This window comes from Kitasatospora sp. NPDC059795 (genome assembly GCF_042732175.1).
GTDB lineage: Bacteria > Actinomycetota > Actinomycetes > Streptomycetales > Streptomycetaceae > Kitasatospora.
On sequence record NZ_JBHWID010000006.1, the window covers coordinates 425,459 to 440,587 of the forward strand.

Consider the following 15,129-nt stretch of genomic DNA (forward strand, 5'->3'; position numbering starts at 1 on the left):
GTCACGACTGGCCCGCCCCGGCGCTCGCGTCGGCCGACTCCGGAAAATCCGACGACCCCGGCATCGTGGCGTCCTCGGGCAGCTCGGGCAGGGTGAAGGGCTGCCCGTCGTCGAGGTCGGTGATCCGGGCGCCGTACACCCGCGCCATGAAGCGCAGGACGTCCTGGTCGGTGAGGTGCAGTGCGGCCGTGCAGTCGCGGAGCACCGTGAGGTGGAAGCCGCGCTGGAAGGCGGTGCGGGCGGTGGAGTCCACGCACACGTCCGCGAACAGGCCGGTCAGCACCAGGTGCTGGATGCCGCGGGCGTGCAGGTGCGGCTCGAACGCCGGGTCGAGGAAGGCGTCGAAGCAGGCCTGCTTGGTGAACACCGCCTCGCCGGGCCGCGGCACGGCGGCGTGGAACTCGGCGCCCCAGCTGCCCTCCAGGCACTTGGGGCGCTTGCCGAGCGCCGCGTCGCGCCGCCGCCAGGCCGGCCCCTGGAGGGCGACGTCCCCGAGGAAGCGGACGAACAGTACCTCGACGCCGAGCGCGCGGGCCCGGTCGACGGCGGTGGCGGTACGGGCGGCGACGCGGGCCAGCCGGGCCGGATCGCCGGGGAAGCGGGCGGCGGCGACCGGGCCCGCGCAGAAGTCGTTCTGCAGGTCGACGACCACCAGGGCCGTGCCGGTGGGGATGTTCATCGTCGGCGTTGCTGTCATCGAGGTGATCGGGGTTGTGGTCGGGGTTGTGGTCGGGGTGGCGTCGGGGCTCATCGGGCGCCCGCCCGGTCGGTGCCCGAGGCGGCGGTGATGCGGCTCGCACCCGACCTGGCGGCGGGCACGAAGGGCTTTAACGCGACGCTGAGCTCCTTGAGCACCGCGTCCACCGTCTCGGTGGTGCCGGCGGTGCCGCCGAGGTCGGGCGTGCAGACCCCGCGGGCCTGCGCGGCGGCCAGCGCCGTCTCCACGGCGGCCTCCGCGCCGGGGCAGTTCGCGTGGCGTTCGGCGATCCGGGCGGCGGCCCGGATCGTGGCGACCGGGTTGACCGTGTCGAGGCCGGCCAGGTCGTCGGCGGAGCCGTGCACCGTCTGGTACTCGGTGAGCCCGTGCAGTTCCGGATGGAGGTGCACGTTCTCGGTGCAACGATTCTCCTGCCGCTCCGAGCCGTACCGGTCGAGCAGCACCACGTGCATGATGTCGGCCCACTCGTTGCCCGCGACCAGCACGGTGCGGTCCTCGGGGCCGTGGGTGATCAGGTTGCGGTTGACGGTGTCGGGCTGGAACAGCGCGATCTCGATGCCGAGTTCGGCGGACAGCTCGGCCCGCCAGTCGTCCAGCGCGCCGTCCAGCAGGTGGAACTTGTACGCCATCTGCACCCGGGCGGGGCCCTCCGGCCACAGGTCGCGGGCCCGGCGGAGCGCGTAGCGCACCACCTGCCCGGTGACCTCGCGGCTGAACTCCATGGTCCGCACCACCGTGCCGGGGGTGTGGTGGTTGTCGCCGGTGTAGAAGCCCTGCGCCTGGTCGCGGACCAGCAGCAGCCGGGCGCCGTTCGCGGACAGCGGTTCGACCTTGACGGCGGCCAGCCGCCGGCGCACCAAGTACAGCGACTGGGCGTTGATCGCGGTGCGGAACACCGCCCGGACGCCGGCCGCCGCCTGCTCGCGGCAGAACCGCTCGTAGTGCTCGGCGTCGAGCGCGGTCAGGCGGGCGATCTCGGCGGTGTCGGCGCACTCGGTGCGCAGCGAGACGTACGAGTGGTAGAGCCGAGGTGACCGCACCAACTCGGCCTCCACACCGTGCAGTCGGGTGATCCGGCGGAGCACCCGCTCGAAGACGGGGGCGAGGTCCGGTCCGGTGCCGCGGCCTACGGCCAGGGCAATGAGCGGTGCGGTCAAAACGGGCTCCTTCACAACGGGTGGAGAGGTCAGACCGGGTTCGCGACCAGGCGGTCGCCGGCGATGCCGACCTTCTCGGGCGAGTAGTAGTCGCGAATGCCCTGGGCCCATACCTCGACCGTGATCCGATCGGTGGCGTCCGGGGCGAAGGCGTCGAACAGGGCCTCGATATTGGGCTTCTCGAAGCCGATGGCGGTCATCAGGGCAGGGAAGCGCGGCCGTTCGATCAGGCCGTCGCCGTCCGGATCGCCGAGCTTGGCCAACGCGTCGGCGAACACGGCGGCGGTGGCGCCGAACAGCTCCGGGTTGAGGACGAAGCCGCGGAACTCGGTGGGGGTGACCAGCCCGTCACCGTTGACGTCCAGCGTCTTGGCCATCACCTCCCAGTAGTTGTCGATGCTGTCGGCCAGCGCCTGCCGGTCGGCCTCCGCAGAGTCCTCCGCGACCTCCAGGACGCGCTCGCTCATCAGAGCGAAGTCCTCGGCGTCGAGCACCCCGTTGCCGTTGGCGTCGAACAGGGTGAACACCAGCGCGGCCCGCTGGTAGGCCAGGTGTGGCATGGACGGCCGTCCCTTCCTCGCGGCGGCCCGGCCTCGGACGGCCGGACCTGCACCCCGGTCACGGGCGGCCGCCCGGCCGGGGCTCCCACTCTCCTCCATCCGCAAACACCAAGTGGCCGAAAATGACGAGACATCACCCCGTGGGGTGACGAATTCGACGTGGGTGACCTTGGTCACGCGCCGTGAAGGCCGAAATTGAGCTGATGCGGCGTCAGATTCGGTACCGAGCTGCACCGGAGCGGTCGAGGAGTGCCGGAGGTGTGGCCGCGATCACGTCCGGGCGGCCTCCCGGCGGGGTACCACCGCTGGTCAGCGGGGGGACCACCCCGCCGCCGAGGGTGCCGCCGAAGCTAGCATGGGGGCGCCTAGCTCGGCCTACCCTCGAAAGTTGAATTGTGACTGTCAACGACGACGTGTTCACGGACTGGAAGAACCGCGAGGAGCTCGCGGAGTCGATGATCCCGATCATCGGGAGGCTGCACCGCGAGCGGGACGTGACCGTCCTGCTGCACAGCCGTTCCCTGGTGAACAAGTCGGTGGTCAGCATCCTGAAGACCCACCGCTTCGCCCGCCAGATAGCCGGCGAGGAGCTCTCGATCACCGAGACCTTCCCGTTCCTGCAGGCGCTCGCCGCCCTCGACCTCGGCCCGTCCCAGATCGACCTGGGCCTGCTCGCCGCCGCCTACCGCGCCGACGACCGCGGCCTGAGCGTCGCCGACTTCACCGCCGAGGCGGTCGTCGGTGCCACCGGCGACAACAAGCTGGAGCGCCAGGCCCCCCGCGACGTGGTCCTGTACGGCTTCGGCCGCATCGGCCGCCTGCTGGCCCGCCTGCTGGTCGAGAAGACCGGCGGCCTGCGCCTGCGCGCCATCGTGGTCCGCAGCGGCGGCCCCGACGACCTGGTCAAGCGCGCCTCGCTGCTGCGGCGCGACTCCATCCACGGCCAGTTCCAGGGCACCATCACCGTCGACGAGGACACCAACACGATCGTTGCCAACGGCAACGCGATCCAGGTGATCTACTCGAACGACCCCAGCGAGGTGGACTACACCGCGCACGGGATCGACAACGCGATCCTGATCGACAACACCGGCCGCTGGCGCGACCGCGAGGGCCTGTCCAAGCACCTGCGCCCCGGCATCGCCAAGGTCGTGCTGACCGCCCCCGGCAAGGGCGACGTCCCGAACATCGTGCACGGCGTCAACCACGACACCATCAAGCCCGACGAGCAGATCATCTCCTGCGCGTCCTGCACCACCAACGCGATCGTCCCGCCGCTGAAGGCGATGGAGGACGAGTACGGCGTGCTGCGCGGCCACGTGGAGACCGTCCACTCGTTCACCAACGACCAGAACCTGCTGGACAACTACCACAAGGCCGACCGTCGCGGCCGTTCCGCGCCGCTCAACATGGTCATCACCGAGACCGGCGCCGCCTCCGCCGTCGCGAAGGCCCTGCCCGACCTCAAGGCGAAGATCACCGGCAGCTCGATCCGCGTCCCCGTGCCGGACGTCTCGATCGCCATCCTCAACCTGCAGCTGGCCCGCGAGACGACCCGCGAGGACGTCCTCGACCACCTGCGCGAGGTGTCGCTGACCTCCCCGCTGAAGCGACAGATCGACTTCATCGACTCGCCCGACGCGGTCTCCAGCGACTTCATCGGCTCCCGCCACGCCTCCATCGTGGACGCGGGCGCGACCAAGGTCGAGGGCGACAACGCGATCCTCTACCTGTGGTACGACAACGAGTTCGGCTACTCCTGCCAGGTCGTCCGGGTCGTCCAGCACGTCTCCGGCGTCGAGTACCCGACCTTCCCGCGGCCGGCTGCGTAACGCTCGCCCGGTTTGCTTGCGGACCCCGTCCGGCCCCTGTGGCCGGACGGGGTCCGTTTTTTTGGTCCGGGCGGGGTTCGTATTCTCAACTCGGGTTCGCGGCACGCTTCTTGGCGTAGGCGCGGGCGGCGCGGACCCGGTCGCCGCAGCGGGTCGAGCACCAGTGCCGGGCGGCGTGGGTGCGGACGAAGAACCGGGTGCACGGGGCGCCGCCGCAGGCCGCGAGCCGCCCGGCGTCCGGGCCGGTGAGCAACTCGGCGGCGTCGGCGGCGAGTTGGGCCATCGCCCGGTCGGCGATCCGGTCCGCCGGGTGGGGGAGGGCGCGGTGCAGGCCGCGCTCGGCGTCCCAGTGCAGGAGGGGCGCGGACGGGGTGGCGGTGAGGGCGGCGTTGACGGCGGCGAGCGCCTCGGGCGGGGCGGGCGCGTCGGTCGTCCTCGCCCCGATCAACTCCCGTACCGCGCCCCTCAGTCGGTGCAGGCGGTCGGTGCAGGGGCGGTACAGCCGGCCGCCGACCGGGGCGAGGTCGTGGCCGAGCAGCCAGGCGGTTGCCTCCTCCGGCGTGCCGAGCAGGTCGAGCGGGCCGGTGGGCAGGCTGAGCAGCGAGTTGGCGAAGTCGAGTGCCGGATGCTGCTCGGCGCCCGGGGCGGGGGTGTGGGGGGCGGTGGTGCGCTGGCTCATGGTCCTCATGCTAAAGGGCGGCGTTGCGCGTGAGGAGAGCTGTCTCCCTGTCGCCTCTCCCTCGACTGTCTCCGAGTCGACAGATCCCCTCTCCCGCCCTCCTTCTCTCACGGGAAAGCTTGCGATTTTCCGTGATGGGCCGTTAGATTCATCTCACGGTAAAACTTCTACTCTCCCGTGAGGTTGTTCTGTCATGACTGCTGCCGTTCCTGCCGTTCCTGCCGTCCCGGCCGTTCAGGTCTTCGGAGGCCCCACCGCGCTGATCGAGTACGCCGGCCTGCGCCTGCTCACCGACCCCACCTTCGACGCTCCCGGCGAGTACCCGCTCCCGCGCGGCGGCGCCCTGGTCAAGACCCACCCCGGCAGCGCCGACCCGGCCGCCCTCGGCCCGATCGACGCCGTCCTGCTCTCCCACGACGAGCACCCCGACAACCTCGACCGCAGCGGCCGCACGTTCCTCGCCGACGTCCCGCTCACCCTCACCACCCGCGGCGGCGCGGAACGCCTGGGCGGCACCGCGAAGGGCCTCGCCCCTTGGCAGAGCGTCGAGTTGACCGGCCCCTCCGGCGACCAGGTCACCATCACCGCCGTCCCCGCCCAGCACGGCCCCGACGGCTGCGAGCCCGTCACCGGCGAGGTCATCGGCTTCGTCCTGACCGCCCCCGGCCTGCCCGTCGTCTACGTCTCCGGCGACAACGCGTCCCTCGACGTCGTCTCCGGGATCGCCGAACGCTTCGCCCCCGTCGACACCGCCGTCCTCTTCGCCGGCGCGGCCCGCACCGGCCTGTTCGACAACGACCTCCTCACCCTCGACAGCGCCCGCGCCGCCGAAGCCACCCGCATCCTCGGCGCCCGCCGCGTCGTCCCCGTCCACTTCGACAGCTGGGCCCACTTCACCGAGGGCCGCGACGCCCTCCTCACCGCGTTCGCGGCCGCCGGCCTGTCGGACGTCCTCGAACTGGCCTGACGCGGTTCTGCCCCGCCCGGCCGGCGAGGTGACGCGAGGTCACGGCTGCCCGCCGAGGCCCAGCTTCTTCACGCCGGACGGGGAGAAGATCATGTGCGAGGCCCAGCCGTGGTGCACGACCGCGATCTGGGACGGCACGGGCGTCACCGGACGGGAGGCGATTCCCCGCGACCAATTGCTCAGCAGGCCCTCGGTGGTGTCGACCGCGGCGACCACCATCGTCACCCCAACCCGTCGCCCCACGACAGGAGGCACTGACCGGATCGCGGGTCAGTCCGACTTCAGGCGGTCCATGAGACCGGCTACGCCGTCGACCCGGCGGTAGGGCTTGAAGGCCGGCGCGAGCTCGCGTACCAGGGTGACGCAGCGTTCGGCGCCGATCCGGGTGGCCAGGTCGAGTGACCGGTTCGCGACGGTGACGGCCTGTTCGACCTCACGGGCCTGCAGGAGGCTGCGGGCTTCGTAGGTCAGGAAGATTCCTCGGGTCTTGTCGCGGGAGCGGGGGAGCAGGCTCATGCCCTCGTCGATCCGGGCGTGTGCCTCGTCGGTGCGGCCCAGGTCGAGCATGCACTGGCCGGAGTCGACGGCCAGGTCCGCGGTGCTCATCCACTGACACCAGGCCGGGGCCGGGTCCGGGCTGTCGGTCAGCAGGGCGGTCTCGGCGGCGGCCAGGTCGCGGTGGCAGTCGGCGGCGGCTCCGAGGGCGGCGTGCGCGCGGGCGCGGCGGAGGTGGAGCAAGGAACGGGCGGTGGGGTGGCGGGTGTGGACGAGGGCCTGGCTGAGCGGTTCGACGGCGGCGTCCGGCTGGGCGAGCCAGATCGACTGGTAGGCGAAGTCGGAGAGGACGCCGGCGCCGAGGTCGCGGTCGCGGGCGGCGTGCGCGTTGGTGAGGGCCGCGTTCCAGAGCTTGCCCGCCGCGTAGTGTCGCCCTTGGTCGAAGCGGTGCCAGCCGCAGGTGCCGGCCAGGGACGCGGCCAGCAGGTGGAGCCGCCGGCCGACGGATTCGGAGTATCGGCCCTGTTCCAGCAGGTCGGTGACGGTCTCCAGTTGGGCGTCCATCAACTTCGCGGTGTGTTGCCGCTGTTCGGTGGGCAGGGCGACGAGCTTGGCGCTGGTGTCCTCCATCCAGTCGACCAGTTCGCCGTCGACGCGTCTGCCGTGCATGGCAGCGGTGAGCCGGTCGGGTTCGAGGGCGGCCCACTGGGCCGAGAGCCCGGCCAGTGCGAGCGCGCTGAAGGTCATGAAGGTGCGGCGGCGATGGTCCATTGCGGCTCTCAGTGCGTCTCGAAGTGCGTGGACGGTGAACGCCGATCCGAGCGGCACCGGCTGGTCCTGGCCGGGCAGCCAGTGGGGCCACTCGAAGGCTTCCAGGTCGCCGGTCGGGACGTCGAAGGCTTCGGCGATCAGGAGTTGGGATTCGATGCTGGGCGTCTTGCGCCCGTTCTCCCACTTGCTGACGGCGGCCTTGTCGGTGCCGGAGCGCAGGCCCTCGGGCCTGTTCCTGGCGGCGTGGTGGATGCGGGCCGCGAGGTCGGTCTGGGACCAGCCGCGAAGCGCGCGGGCGTATGCGAGGGGGTGTCGGATCTGGTCGTCCACGGGCCAATCCCATCATCGACAGTGACCGTGAGCGTACTGCGCGTAGGGGTGGGACTACCCCGGGACCACGCAAAACGTCTGGTTGGTGACCGTGAGTTGGGCTCTACTCGTCGTGCACCGACAAGTCCTTCACGAAAGCGGAAGGAGCCCGCGCAAGGAACGACGCGGAGCGAAACCTTGCCGTCCGTGAACGGAACACCACGTGTGTACCGGCCCGCCGTTCGAGTGCGGGCAACGGGAGGGAACCGATGGAGAGCACACTGACCGCGCTGGCCGGGCAGATCGCCCAGCTGGCGTCCGTGGACACCGCCCAGTTGGAGCGGATGCGCCACGAAGCCCTGACCGCCCAGGCCCCCTGGAAGGCGGAGTACGGCGCCTACCAGTCCGGGGGCTGGTGGACCACCTCGCTGATGAACGCCTCCGGCGACGCCGCCGACGTCCTGATCAGCGACTGCGCCGCCCGTCCGACCGAGTTGCTGCAGCGGATGCCCGCCACCGCCGCGTACCTCGCCGATCTCGGGCTGAACTACATGTGGGTGCGGCTCGCCCGGCTGGAGGGCAACGCCTTCCTCTGGGAGCACCGCGACTACGACGAACTCGACCAGGTCGAGCGGCACCGCCTGCACATCCCGTTGCACACCAACAGCTCCGCCTTCCTGGTGACCGGCGGCACCAAGGTGCACCTGGTCGGCGGCCGGATCTGGCGGCTCACCCCGACCTACCCGCACGGGGTGTGCAACCTGCTCGGCCCGGACCGGATCCACCTGATCGCCGACGTCTACGCGGACGACACCTACCAGCAGTTGGCCCGGCGGCCCTCGCTCCACCCCGCGGCCGTCGAAGCGTTGCCCACTGCCAGCCGGACGGCCTTGGCCGAATGCCTGGAGACCGCCCGCACCATGACCACGCTGGGCTACACCGAGGCGGCCGAGCGCATGCTGCTGCGGCTCTTCTACACGTACGCCCTGCCCGAGGGCACGGCCTACGACCTGATTGCCGAACTGCACACCTCTCTCGGCGACTTGGAGGCCGCCGTCCGCTGGACGGTGGCCAAGACCCGCCTCCTCGCCCTGTCCGCCTGACCGCTGCCGGCGACACCGAAGCTCCGGAAGGAGAAGCACATGCCCACCCTGCAACTGGCAGAGATCACCCGGGCCAACCGGCCCGCGCAGCTGCCGCTGCTGTCGAAGCTCTCCGACATCCTGGCGGCCTCCCCGGCCGTCACCCACCTGATGGTGCGCGGCTCCCTGGCGCAGGGCACCGCCGACCGGCTCTCCGACGTCGACTTCGTGGTCGGCGTCAGGGACGGCCAACTCCCCTCCTTCGTCGGGACGCTGGACGTCCTGATGTCCGTCGAGGCGGGCGCCCTGCTGCCGGGCTGGCGCGACACGATCGTCGCCGACCTCGGCGGGGTGGGGACGGTCTTCCTCGTCCCGGACGAGGGCCGGCTCCACCAGATCGACCTGTATCTCGTGCCCGCCTCCCGCGTCCCGCGCCTGCGGGAGACGGTCTGCACGGCCGTCATCCTCGACCGCGAACCCGAGCCGGCCCCCGCGCCGGACATCGCCGTGGCCGAGAGCTACGTGCACTCGTTTCTCGCCCGGCCCCGTACGTGCAGTGAGCTGTTGATCGAGCATCTGGTCCTGGCCGTGCTCCTGCACAAGCGGATCAAGCGCGGCCAGCGGTTCGTCGCGTACGCCGAGTGGTACCGGCTGCACACCGCGACGAAGGACCTGATCAAGGCCGCCCTCGCACCGGCGTCCAGGTTCTGGGGCTGGTACCAGCTGCGCGAGGAGATCGCCGCGACCCCGATCGGCCGGGCCTGCCTCGCCGATCTGGACGCGGCGATCAGCGGCCCGGCGATCCCGCTGGCGGCCGACGTCGACGCGGCGGTCGAGCGCGTGCTGGGGCTGGTGGAGCGTGCCTGCCCGCAGGCCCTCGACGGTCTGTACGACGCCATCGCCGCGTACCGGACCTACCAGGAGCTGGCGTGAACGCACTGCACCTCGCGGGCCCGGCCGCCGTCCGGGCCCGCGAGGGTCTGACCGCCGTGTTCTTCGGCGGCGTCGTTCCCGCCTCGGCCGAGGAGGAGTTCCTGGCCGAGGAGATCGGCCGCTCGCTCGGCGGCGCCGGGTACCAGCTGCTGCACGGCGGCTACAACGGCCTGATGGAGGCCGCCGCCCGCGGGGCCGCTTCGCAGGGCACCGCCGTCACCGCGGTCACCCTGATCGGCAAGCACGACGAGTGGGGCGCGTTCAACCCGCACGCCACCATGTCCGTCCACCTGCCCGACCTCGGTGCCCGGCTCAACCACTACCTGGAGAGCGCCGACCTGGTCGTTGCGATGGGCGGCGGTGTCGGCACCCTGCACGAGCTGACCGCCGCGCTGTACTACGCCACCACCGTCCGCCCGGTGCCGGTCTGCCTCGCCGGGCCGACAGCCCTTCGCCTCCTCACCTTCCTGCGGGAAGAGAAGTGGCTCTTCGAGACGGCCACCCGGCCGCTCGGATTCCTGCACACCGCCGAGGCGGCCGAGGACTTCCAGACCCTGCTCGGCGCGTTCGACACCAGCCCGATCGGAGGAGCATGACCATCCGTCACACCGAGGCCGGCCTCGCGGCCCGGCTCGCCGACACCGCCTGCGTGAGCGCCCCCTTCAAGCTCTCCGACGGCACCCACCTGAGCACCTACTTCGACGAGTTCCGCCTCGCCTCCGACCCGGCGCTGCTACGCGACACCGCCAGGGCGCTGGCGCACCTCGTACCCGCCGACGCCCAGGCCCTGGCCGGCATCGAACTGGGCGGCGTCCCGCTGGTCGTCGCCCTGTCGGCCGCCACCGGCCTGCCCGCCGTCTTCCTGCGCCGCCTGCCGAAGCTGTACGGCTCCCATCGGCAGATCGAGGGCACCGACATCACCGGCCTGCGCACCGTTCTGGTCGACGACGTCGTCCGCTCCGGCAGCCAACTCCTCACCATGGCACGGACGCTGCGGATGGCCGGGAGCCCGGTCACCGATGCGATGTGCATCCTGGAACGCCCGCTCGGCGGTCGACAGACGCTGGCCGAACACCGGGTCACCCTTCACTCCCTGCTCGCGGAGGCAGACCTACCGGTGCGGCAGGCCGGTGATGCCGCGTGAGGCACGCCGTTCTCTTCGACCTCGACGGCGTGCTGCTGGACAGCCGCAATGCCTACCTCGCCACGCTGGCCGGATACGCGATGGCGGCGCTCGGCCGGCGGGTCACCATCACCGACCTCCCCACCGGCGCGCACCTCACCCCGCGCGACCAGGCATTGGCGGCCCTCGGTCTCGACGGGCCGATCCACGAGGAGGCCTGGGACTCGGCCACCGCCACGGCCGGCCTGCGCGCCAAGCCCTTCCCGTTCACTGTCGGGACACTCACCGAGCTGCGCGCATTCGGCGTGGCCACCGGACTCGTCACCCTGCGCAGCCGCCGCAGGGTCGACTGGCTGCTCCCGCCGGCCAGGGCAGGTGCCGACGTGCTGATCCACCAGCCCGGCGGACTTGCCTCCGCGCTGATCCTCCTGACGGGCGACCGGCAGCCGAACGAATACGCCAAGCGATCTTGACGCCGGACCCGCTACTGTTGGTGACGCAGTCGCAGCGGACCGTTGCGTCCGGTCGCGGCTGCGCCACCTCAGAGCGATGGTCTGGAGTCATGGTCTACACCGTGGGGGCGCGAGCTATCTGCGCCGAGCTGGAGAACTGAGAACCACTCAGTCCTCGTTCTCGGCCCGGCTCGGCGTGTGAACACCCCCCACCTCTCCCACGACTTCCCGTGAGGGCCATACCGCCATGCGCTCGACGCAAATCCGCTCCACCTTCCTGGACTTCTTCACCTCCCGCGGCCACCGCCAGGTCCCGTCCAGCCCGCTGATCCCCTCCGACCCGACGCTGCTGCTGGCCAACGCCGGCATGAACCAGTTCAAGCCCTACTTCCTGGGCGAGGTCACCCCGGAGTACCCGCGCGCCACCACCATCCAGAAGTGCGCGCGCACCTCCGACATCGACAACGTCGGCCGCACCAACCGGCACGCCACGTTCTTCGAGATGATGGGCAACTTCTCCTTCGGCGACTACTTCAAGGCCGACGCCATCGCCTTCGCCTGGGAACTCCTCACCCAGGGATACAACTTGGAGAAGGACCGGCTCTGGATCACCGTCTACGAGGACGACGACGAGGCCGAACAGCTCTGGCGCAGGATCGGCGTCCCCGCCGACCGCATCCAGCGCCTGGGCATGGAGGACAACTACTGGTCGATGGGCGTCCCCGGACCGTGCGGGCCCTGCTCCGAGGTCAACTACGACCGCGGACCGGCCTTCGGCCGTGAGGGCGGCCCCGCCGTCGACGGCGAGCGCTACATGGAGATCTGGAACCTGGTCTTCATGCAGTACCAGCGCGGTGAGGGCGACAAGAAGGGCGGCTTCCCGATCCTCGGCGAACTCGCCCAGCAGAGCATCGACACCGGCCTCGGCCTCGACCGCCTCGCCGCGATCCTCCAGGGCGTCGAGAACGTCTGCACAACCGACCTGCTCCTGTCCACCCTCGCCACCGTCCAGGAGCTCGCCGGCCGCGACTACCCCGGCACCGGCGAGCAGAAGGTCTCCTTCCAGGTCGTTACCGAGCACGCCCGCTCGATCGCCTTCCTGATCGCCGACGGCGTGCTGCCGGCCAAGGACGGTCGCGGCTACGTCCTGCGCCGCCTGATGCGCCGGGCGATCCGCCACGCCCGCCTGCTCGGCATCGACGGTTCGGTCCTGCCCGCCACCACCGCGAGTGTCATCGGCAACCTCGGCGACGTCTGGCCCGAACTGCGCGCCCAGTCCGCGCTGATCGAGCAGGTCGTCGCCGCCGAGGAGGAGTCCTTCACCCGCACCCTCACCCAGGGCACCCGGCTGCTGGACTCCGCCATCACCCGCACCCGTAGCGCGGGGTCCTCGTCCCTTGCCGGGGAGACCGCGTTCGAGCTGCACGACACGTACGGCTTTCCCGTCGAGCTGACCATCGAGGCCGCCCGCGACGCCGGCCTCACCATCGACGAGGACCGCTTCGCCACCCTGCTCACCGAGCAACAGCAGCGCGCCAAGAGCGGCGGTAAGGCGCGGACCGCCGAGGTCCTGCGCCGCCAGGACACCTACCGCGAACTGTCCGCCCGCCACGGCCGCACCGACTTCGTCGGCTACGACCGGCTGACCGCCGAGGCCACCGTCCTCGGCGTGATCGCCGACGGCACCCTCGCGTCCGGCACCGACCAGGGCCGGACGGTCGAGGTGGTGCTCGACCGCAGCCCCTTCTACGCGGAGTCCGGCGGCCAGGTCGGCGACACCGGCACCGTCCGCACCGCCGACGGCGCCGTGCTGCAGGTCCTGGACACCAAGCTCGGCCTGGAGGGCTTCCACGTCCACACCGTGCGCGTCCTCGGCGGCGAACTCCGCAGCGGCCAGGCCGTCGAGGCCCTCGTCGACGGCCCGCGCCGGGACGCCGTGGCCCGCTCCCACTCCGCCACCCACGTCCTGCACGCGATGCTCCGCCGTACCCTCGGCGACCACGCCCGCCAGCACGGCTCCCTCGTCGACGCCGGCCGCCTTCGGTTCGACTTCGCGCACTTCTCCGCCCTCGACCCCACCCAACTCGCCGCCGTCGAAGCCCTCGTGAATGACCACCTCATGGACGACCCCGAAGTCCGCATCTGGCACGCCACCCGCTCGGAGGCCGAAGCGGCCGGTGCGACCGCCCTGTTCGGCGAGAAGTACGGCGATCACGTTCGCATCGTCGACATCGGCGACTTCTCCCGCGAACTGTGCGGCGGCACCCACGTCGGCCACGGCTCCAACGCCGGCCCAGTCCGCATCCTCGGCGAAGCCTCCATCGGTTCCAACCTCCGCCGCATCGAAGCCCTCACCGGCCGCGGCGCCCTCACCTACTACGACACCGAACGCGGCCTCCTCGAAGAACTCGCCACCCTCCTCGGCACCCGGCCCAAGGACGCCCCCGACGCCCTCCGCAAGCGCCTCGATGCCCTCGCCACCGCGCAGCAGGAACTCGGCCGCCTCCGCGACGCCGAACTCCGCACCCATGCCGGGCAGCTCGCCGCCTCCGCCCGTGTCGTCGCCGACGGTCGGATCATCACCGAGAGGGTTTCCGACCTTGGGCCTGGGGAGCTCCGCACCCTGGTGGCCAGCACTGCCGCCCTCCTCGACAAGGCCCGGGCGGTCGTTGTCGTCGGCAGCGAACACAACGGAAAGGCCCTGCTCGCCGCCGCAGTCACCCGCAACCTCCACGACGCCGGTATCCACGCCAGCCAGATCCTGGTCTCGGCCGCCCGCGCGGTCGGCGGCGGGGCCGGCGGCAAGGGCGCTGTCGCCGACGCGGGCGGACGTCGCGTCGAGGCACTCGACGAGGCCCTCGCGGTTGCGGCCCGAGACGGCGCTCGGATCCTCGGCCAGTAACTCTGTGCCCTCACTGACTGTTGGCGGCCCGTCCTGGAGGGGCCGTCAACAACCACTCTCACCGCATCCTCTCAGCCCCCGCCAAGTCCTTGTGGAGAACCACGCTCTCGTAGTTGGTCACATCCCACCGCCACTTCCCGACCGGCCGGTAGCCCCGTCGGCGGTACCAGCCGAGCAGCTCAGCCGCCTCGGCTGACGTGTCGATGACTGCTGCGGTCGCTCCGAGAGCGGTGATCCGGTCCTCCGCCAGGGTCAGCAGCCGTTGCCCGAGGCCAGTCCTGCGGTGCGCGGGATCCACTGCCAGCTGCCAGAACGAGCCCGCTCCCGCAGGGGCCGGATACCCCTTCGGTGCCTGGTACGGGACCGCCAGTGTCACGGTTCCCGCCAGTGCTGTCCCGCGCAGGGCCAGCCAGCACTCGCCGCGTCCCGATCGGATCGCTGTGTCCTTCGCCGACTGGTAAGAGGCAAAGAAGACGCGTCCTGCAACAGCGTGATCGGAGTACGCGCGATGCAGTAGACGAGTCAGTTCGTACACCGAGTCGCCCTCATCGAACCGCCGGAACCGGACCGGCACACCGGAGCCGGTCGGGACTGAGCGACCACCGCATGAGATCACGCCAACAAGTCTCTCTCGGGAGTCGTAGGAGGGCCTTTTCGTGAAGCCGATGGCCGCCCCTATCGACACCGGCCAGATCGTTAACCAGGGACACGCCCTGCACCTCTTCCGGGGGCTGGCGGCCACCGACGGCGAGCCGGATGACCCTGTGGGAGGAACGCGGCTTCGGCCAGGCTGGCCTCTCCACCATCCGCGGCCCGATCTGGCGGATCACCCCGCCGCCTGGACCGACAGCCGCCTGCCGCTTGCTGTCACCGGCCGCAAGGACTCGCCGACCGTGCAGCCCACCGTCCTCATCGAGGAGATAGATCCCTGCCACCTCGCTGCGGTCATGCGCACTGGCTGCCGGCTCCGCCGCTTCACCCTCACCGGCGTCGAGATCGAACACACATCACCCAGGCCGACGCGTGCGCCGCCCACGGCTTCCCCGGGGCCATCTACTGAACTTGAACTCGTGATGTCGGTCGACTCGTGGTGGCGGCGTCAGGGTCCGAGACGTCGGCTGTTACCGGCTCGGGTTCAGGACGACGGCT

At 71.1% G+C, this 15,129-nt stretch carries 16 protein-coding genes; 9 read left to right on the top strand and 7 right to left on the bottom strand.

Translation table 11 applies throughout. The features are described from left to right. Position 1: 1 nt before the first annotated feature. From ACFV4P_RS15850 to ACFV4P_RS15860, 3 genes are read right to left on the bottom strand one after another with little or no spacing between them, the layout of a single operon-like run. Positions 2-697 carry a cysteine hydrolase family protein gene (locus ACFV4P_RS15850; RefSeq protein WP_380471392.1) on the bottom strand — a complete coding sequence of 232 codons (696 nt, stop codon included), beginning with the start codon at positions 695-697 and terminating at the stop codon, positions 2-4. 50 nt (positions 698-747) lie between these two features. After that, positions 748-1,875 carry an isocitrate/isopropylmalate family dehydrogenase gene (locus tag ACFV4P_RS15855; RefSeq protein WP_380471394.1) on the bottom strand — a complete coding sequence of 376 codons (1,128 nt, stop codon included), beginning with the start codon at positions 1,873-1,875 and terminating at the stop codon, positions 748-750. Between the two features lie 29 nt (positions 1,876-1,904). Beyond that, positions 1,905-2,435, bottom strand: a complete 531-nt coding sequence (locus tag ACFV4P_RS15860) for an EF-hand domain-containing protein (RefSeq protein WP_380471396.1) — start codon at positions 2,433-2,435, stop codon at positions 1,905-1,907. Positions 2,436-2,830: 395 nt separating this feature from the next. Here ACFV4P_RS15860 and ACFV4P_RS15865 point away from each other — a divergent pair, with 395 nt between their 5' ends. Continuing rightward, positions 2,831-4,267, top strand: a complete 1,437-nt coding sequence (locus tag ACFV4P_RS15865) for a glyceraldehyde-3-phosphate dehydrogenase (protein WP_380471398.1) — start codon at positions 2,831-2,833, stop codon at positions 4,265-4,267. Between the two features lie 85 nt (positions 4,268-4,352). Here ACFV4P_RS15865 and ACFV4P_RS15870 read toward each other — a convergent pair whose 3' ends face one another. After that, entirely contained in the window at positions 4,353-4,955 is a 603-nt protein-coding gene (locus ACFV4P_RS15870; protein ID WP_380471400.1) for a CGNR zinc finger domain-containing protein, read from the bottom strand. A gap of 184 nt (positions 4,956-5,139) precedes the next feature. On the opposite strand from ACFV4P_RS15870, the gene ACFV4P_RS15875 reads away from it, so the two are divergent. Next, a complete protein-coding gene (locus ACFV4P_RS15875; protein WP_380471402.1) occupies positions 5,140-5,913 on the top strand; it encodes an MBL fold metallo-hydrolase in 774 nt (257 codons plus the stop codon). Between the two features lie 39 nt (positions 5,914-5,952). On the opposite strand, the gene ACFV4P_RS15880 is transcribed toward ACFV4P_RS15875, so the two are convergent. Both ACFV4P_RS15880 and ACFV4P_RS15885 read right to left on the bottom strand, forming a co-directional pair. Then, positions 5,953-6,132 carry a hypothetical protein gene (locus tag ACFV4P_RS15880; RefSeq protein WP_380471403.1) on the bottom strand — a complete coding sequence of 60 codons (180 nt, stop codon included), beginning with the start codon at positions 6,130-6,132 and terminating at the stop codon, positions 5,953-5,955. Between the two features lie 51 nt (positions 6,133-6,183). Continuing rightward, positions 6,184-7,509: a helix-turn-helix domain-containing protein gene (locus ACFV4P_RS15885; RefSeq protein ID WP_380471405.1), complete on the bottom strand. Its 1,326-nt coding sequence runs from the start codon at positions 7,507-7,509 to the stop codon at positions 6,184-6,186. Positions 7,510-7,757: 248 nt separating this feature from the next. On the opposite strand from ACFV4P_RS15885, the gene ACFV4P_RS15890 reads away from it, so the two are divergent. The 6 genes from ACFV4P_RS15890 (at position 7,758) to alaS (ending at position 13,980) form a co-directional block, all read left to right on the top strand. Further along, a complete protein-coding gene (locus ACFV4P_RS15890) occupies positions 7,758-8,591 on the top strand; it encodes an aspartyl/asparaginyl beta-hydroxylase domain-containing protein (protein WP_380471406.1) in 834 nt (277 codons plus the stop codon). A gap of 39 nt (positions 8,592-8,630) precedes the next feature. Further along, positions 8,631-9,503, top strand: a complete 873-nt coding sequence (locus ACFV4P_RS15895) for a hypothetical protein (protein WP_380471408.1) — start codon at positions 8,631-8,633, stop codon at positions 9,501-9,503. After that, positions 9,500-10,099 carry an LOG family protein gene (locus tag ACFV4P_RS15900; protein ID WP_380471410.1) on the top strand — a complete coding sequence of 200 codons (600 nt, stop codon included), beginning with the start codon at positions 9,500-9,502 and terminating at the stop codon, positions 10,097-10,099. Before ACFV4P_RS15895 ends, ACFV4P_RS15900 begins: the two co-directional genes overlap by 4 nt. Continuing rightward, complete coding sequence (locus tag ACFV4P_RS15905; RefSeq protein WP_380471412.1) at positions 10,096-10,647, top strand: orotate phosphoribosyltransferase; 552 nt, start codon at positions 10,096-10,098, stop codon at positions 10,645-10,647. The genes ACFV4P_RS15900 and ACFV4P_RS15905 overlap by 4 nt, the downstream gene beginning before the upstream one ends. Next, positions 10,644-11,099: an HAD family hydrolase gene (locus ACFV4P_RS15910; RefSeq protein WP_380471414.1), complete on the top strand. Its 456-nt coding sequence runs from the start codon at positions 10,644-10,646 to the stop codon at positions 11,097-11,099. The genes ACFV4P_RS15905 and ACFV4P_RS15910 overlap by 4 nt, the downstream gene beginning before the upstream one ends. Before the next feature lie 226 nt (positions 11,100-11,325). Then, positions 11,326-13,980, top strand: a complete 2,655-nt coding sequence (gene alaS / locus ACFV4P_RS15915) for an alanine--tRNA ligase (protein WP_380471416.1) — start codon at positions 11,326-11,328, stop codon at positions 13,978-13,980. Between the two features lie 58 nt (positions 13,981-14,038). Here alaS and ACFV4P_RS15920 read toward each other — a convergent pair whose 3' ends face one another. Beyond that, positions 14,039-14,665, bottom strand: coding sequence for a GNAT family N-acetyltransferase (locus ACFV4P_RS15920; protein WP_380471418.1), 627 nt, complete (start codon positions 14,663-14,665; stop codon positions 14,039-14,041). On the opposite strand from ACFV4P_RS15920, the gene ACFV4P_RS15925 reads away from it, so the two are divergent. After that, the coding region (locus ACFV4P_RS15925) for a hypothetical protein (RefSeq protein WP_380471420.1) at positions 14,637-15,129 on the top strand (493 nt) is incomplete at its 3' end. The genes ACFV4P_RS15920 and ACFV4P_RS15925 overlap by 29 nt on opposite strands.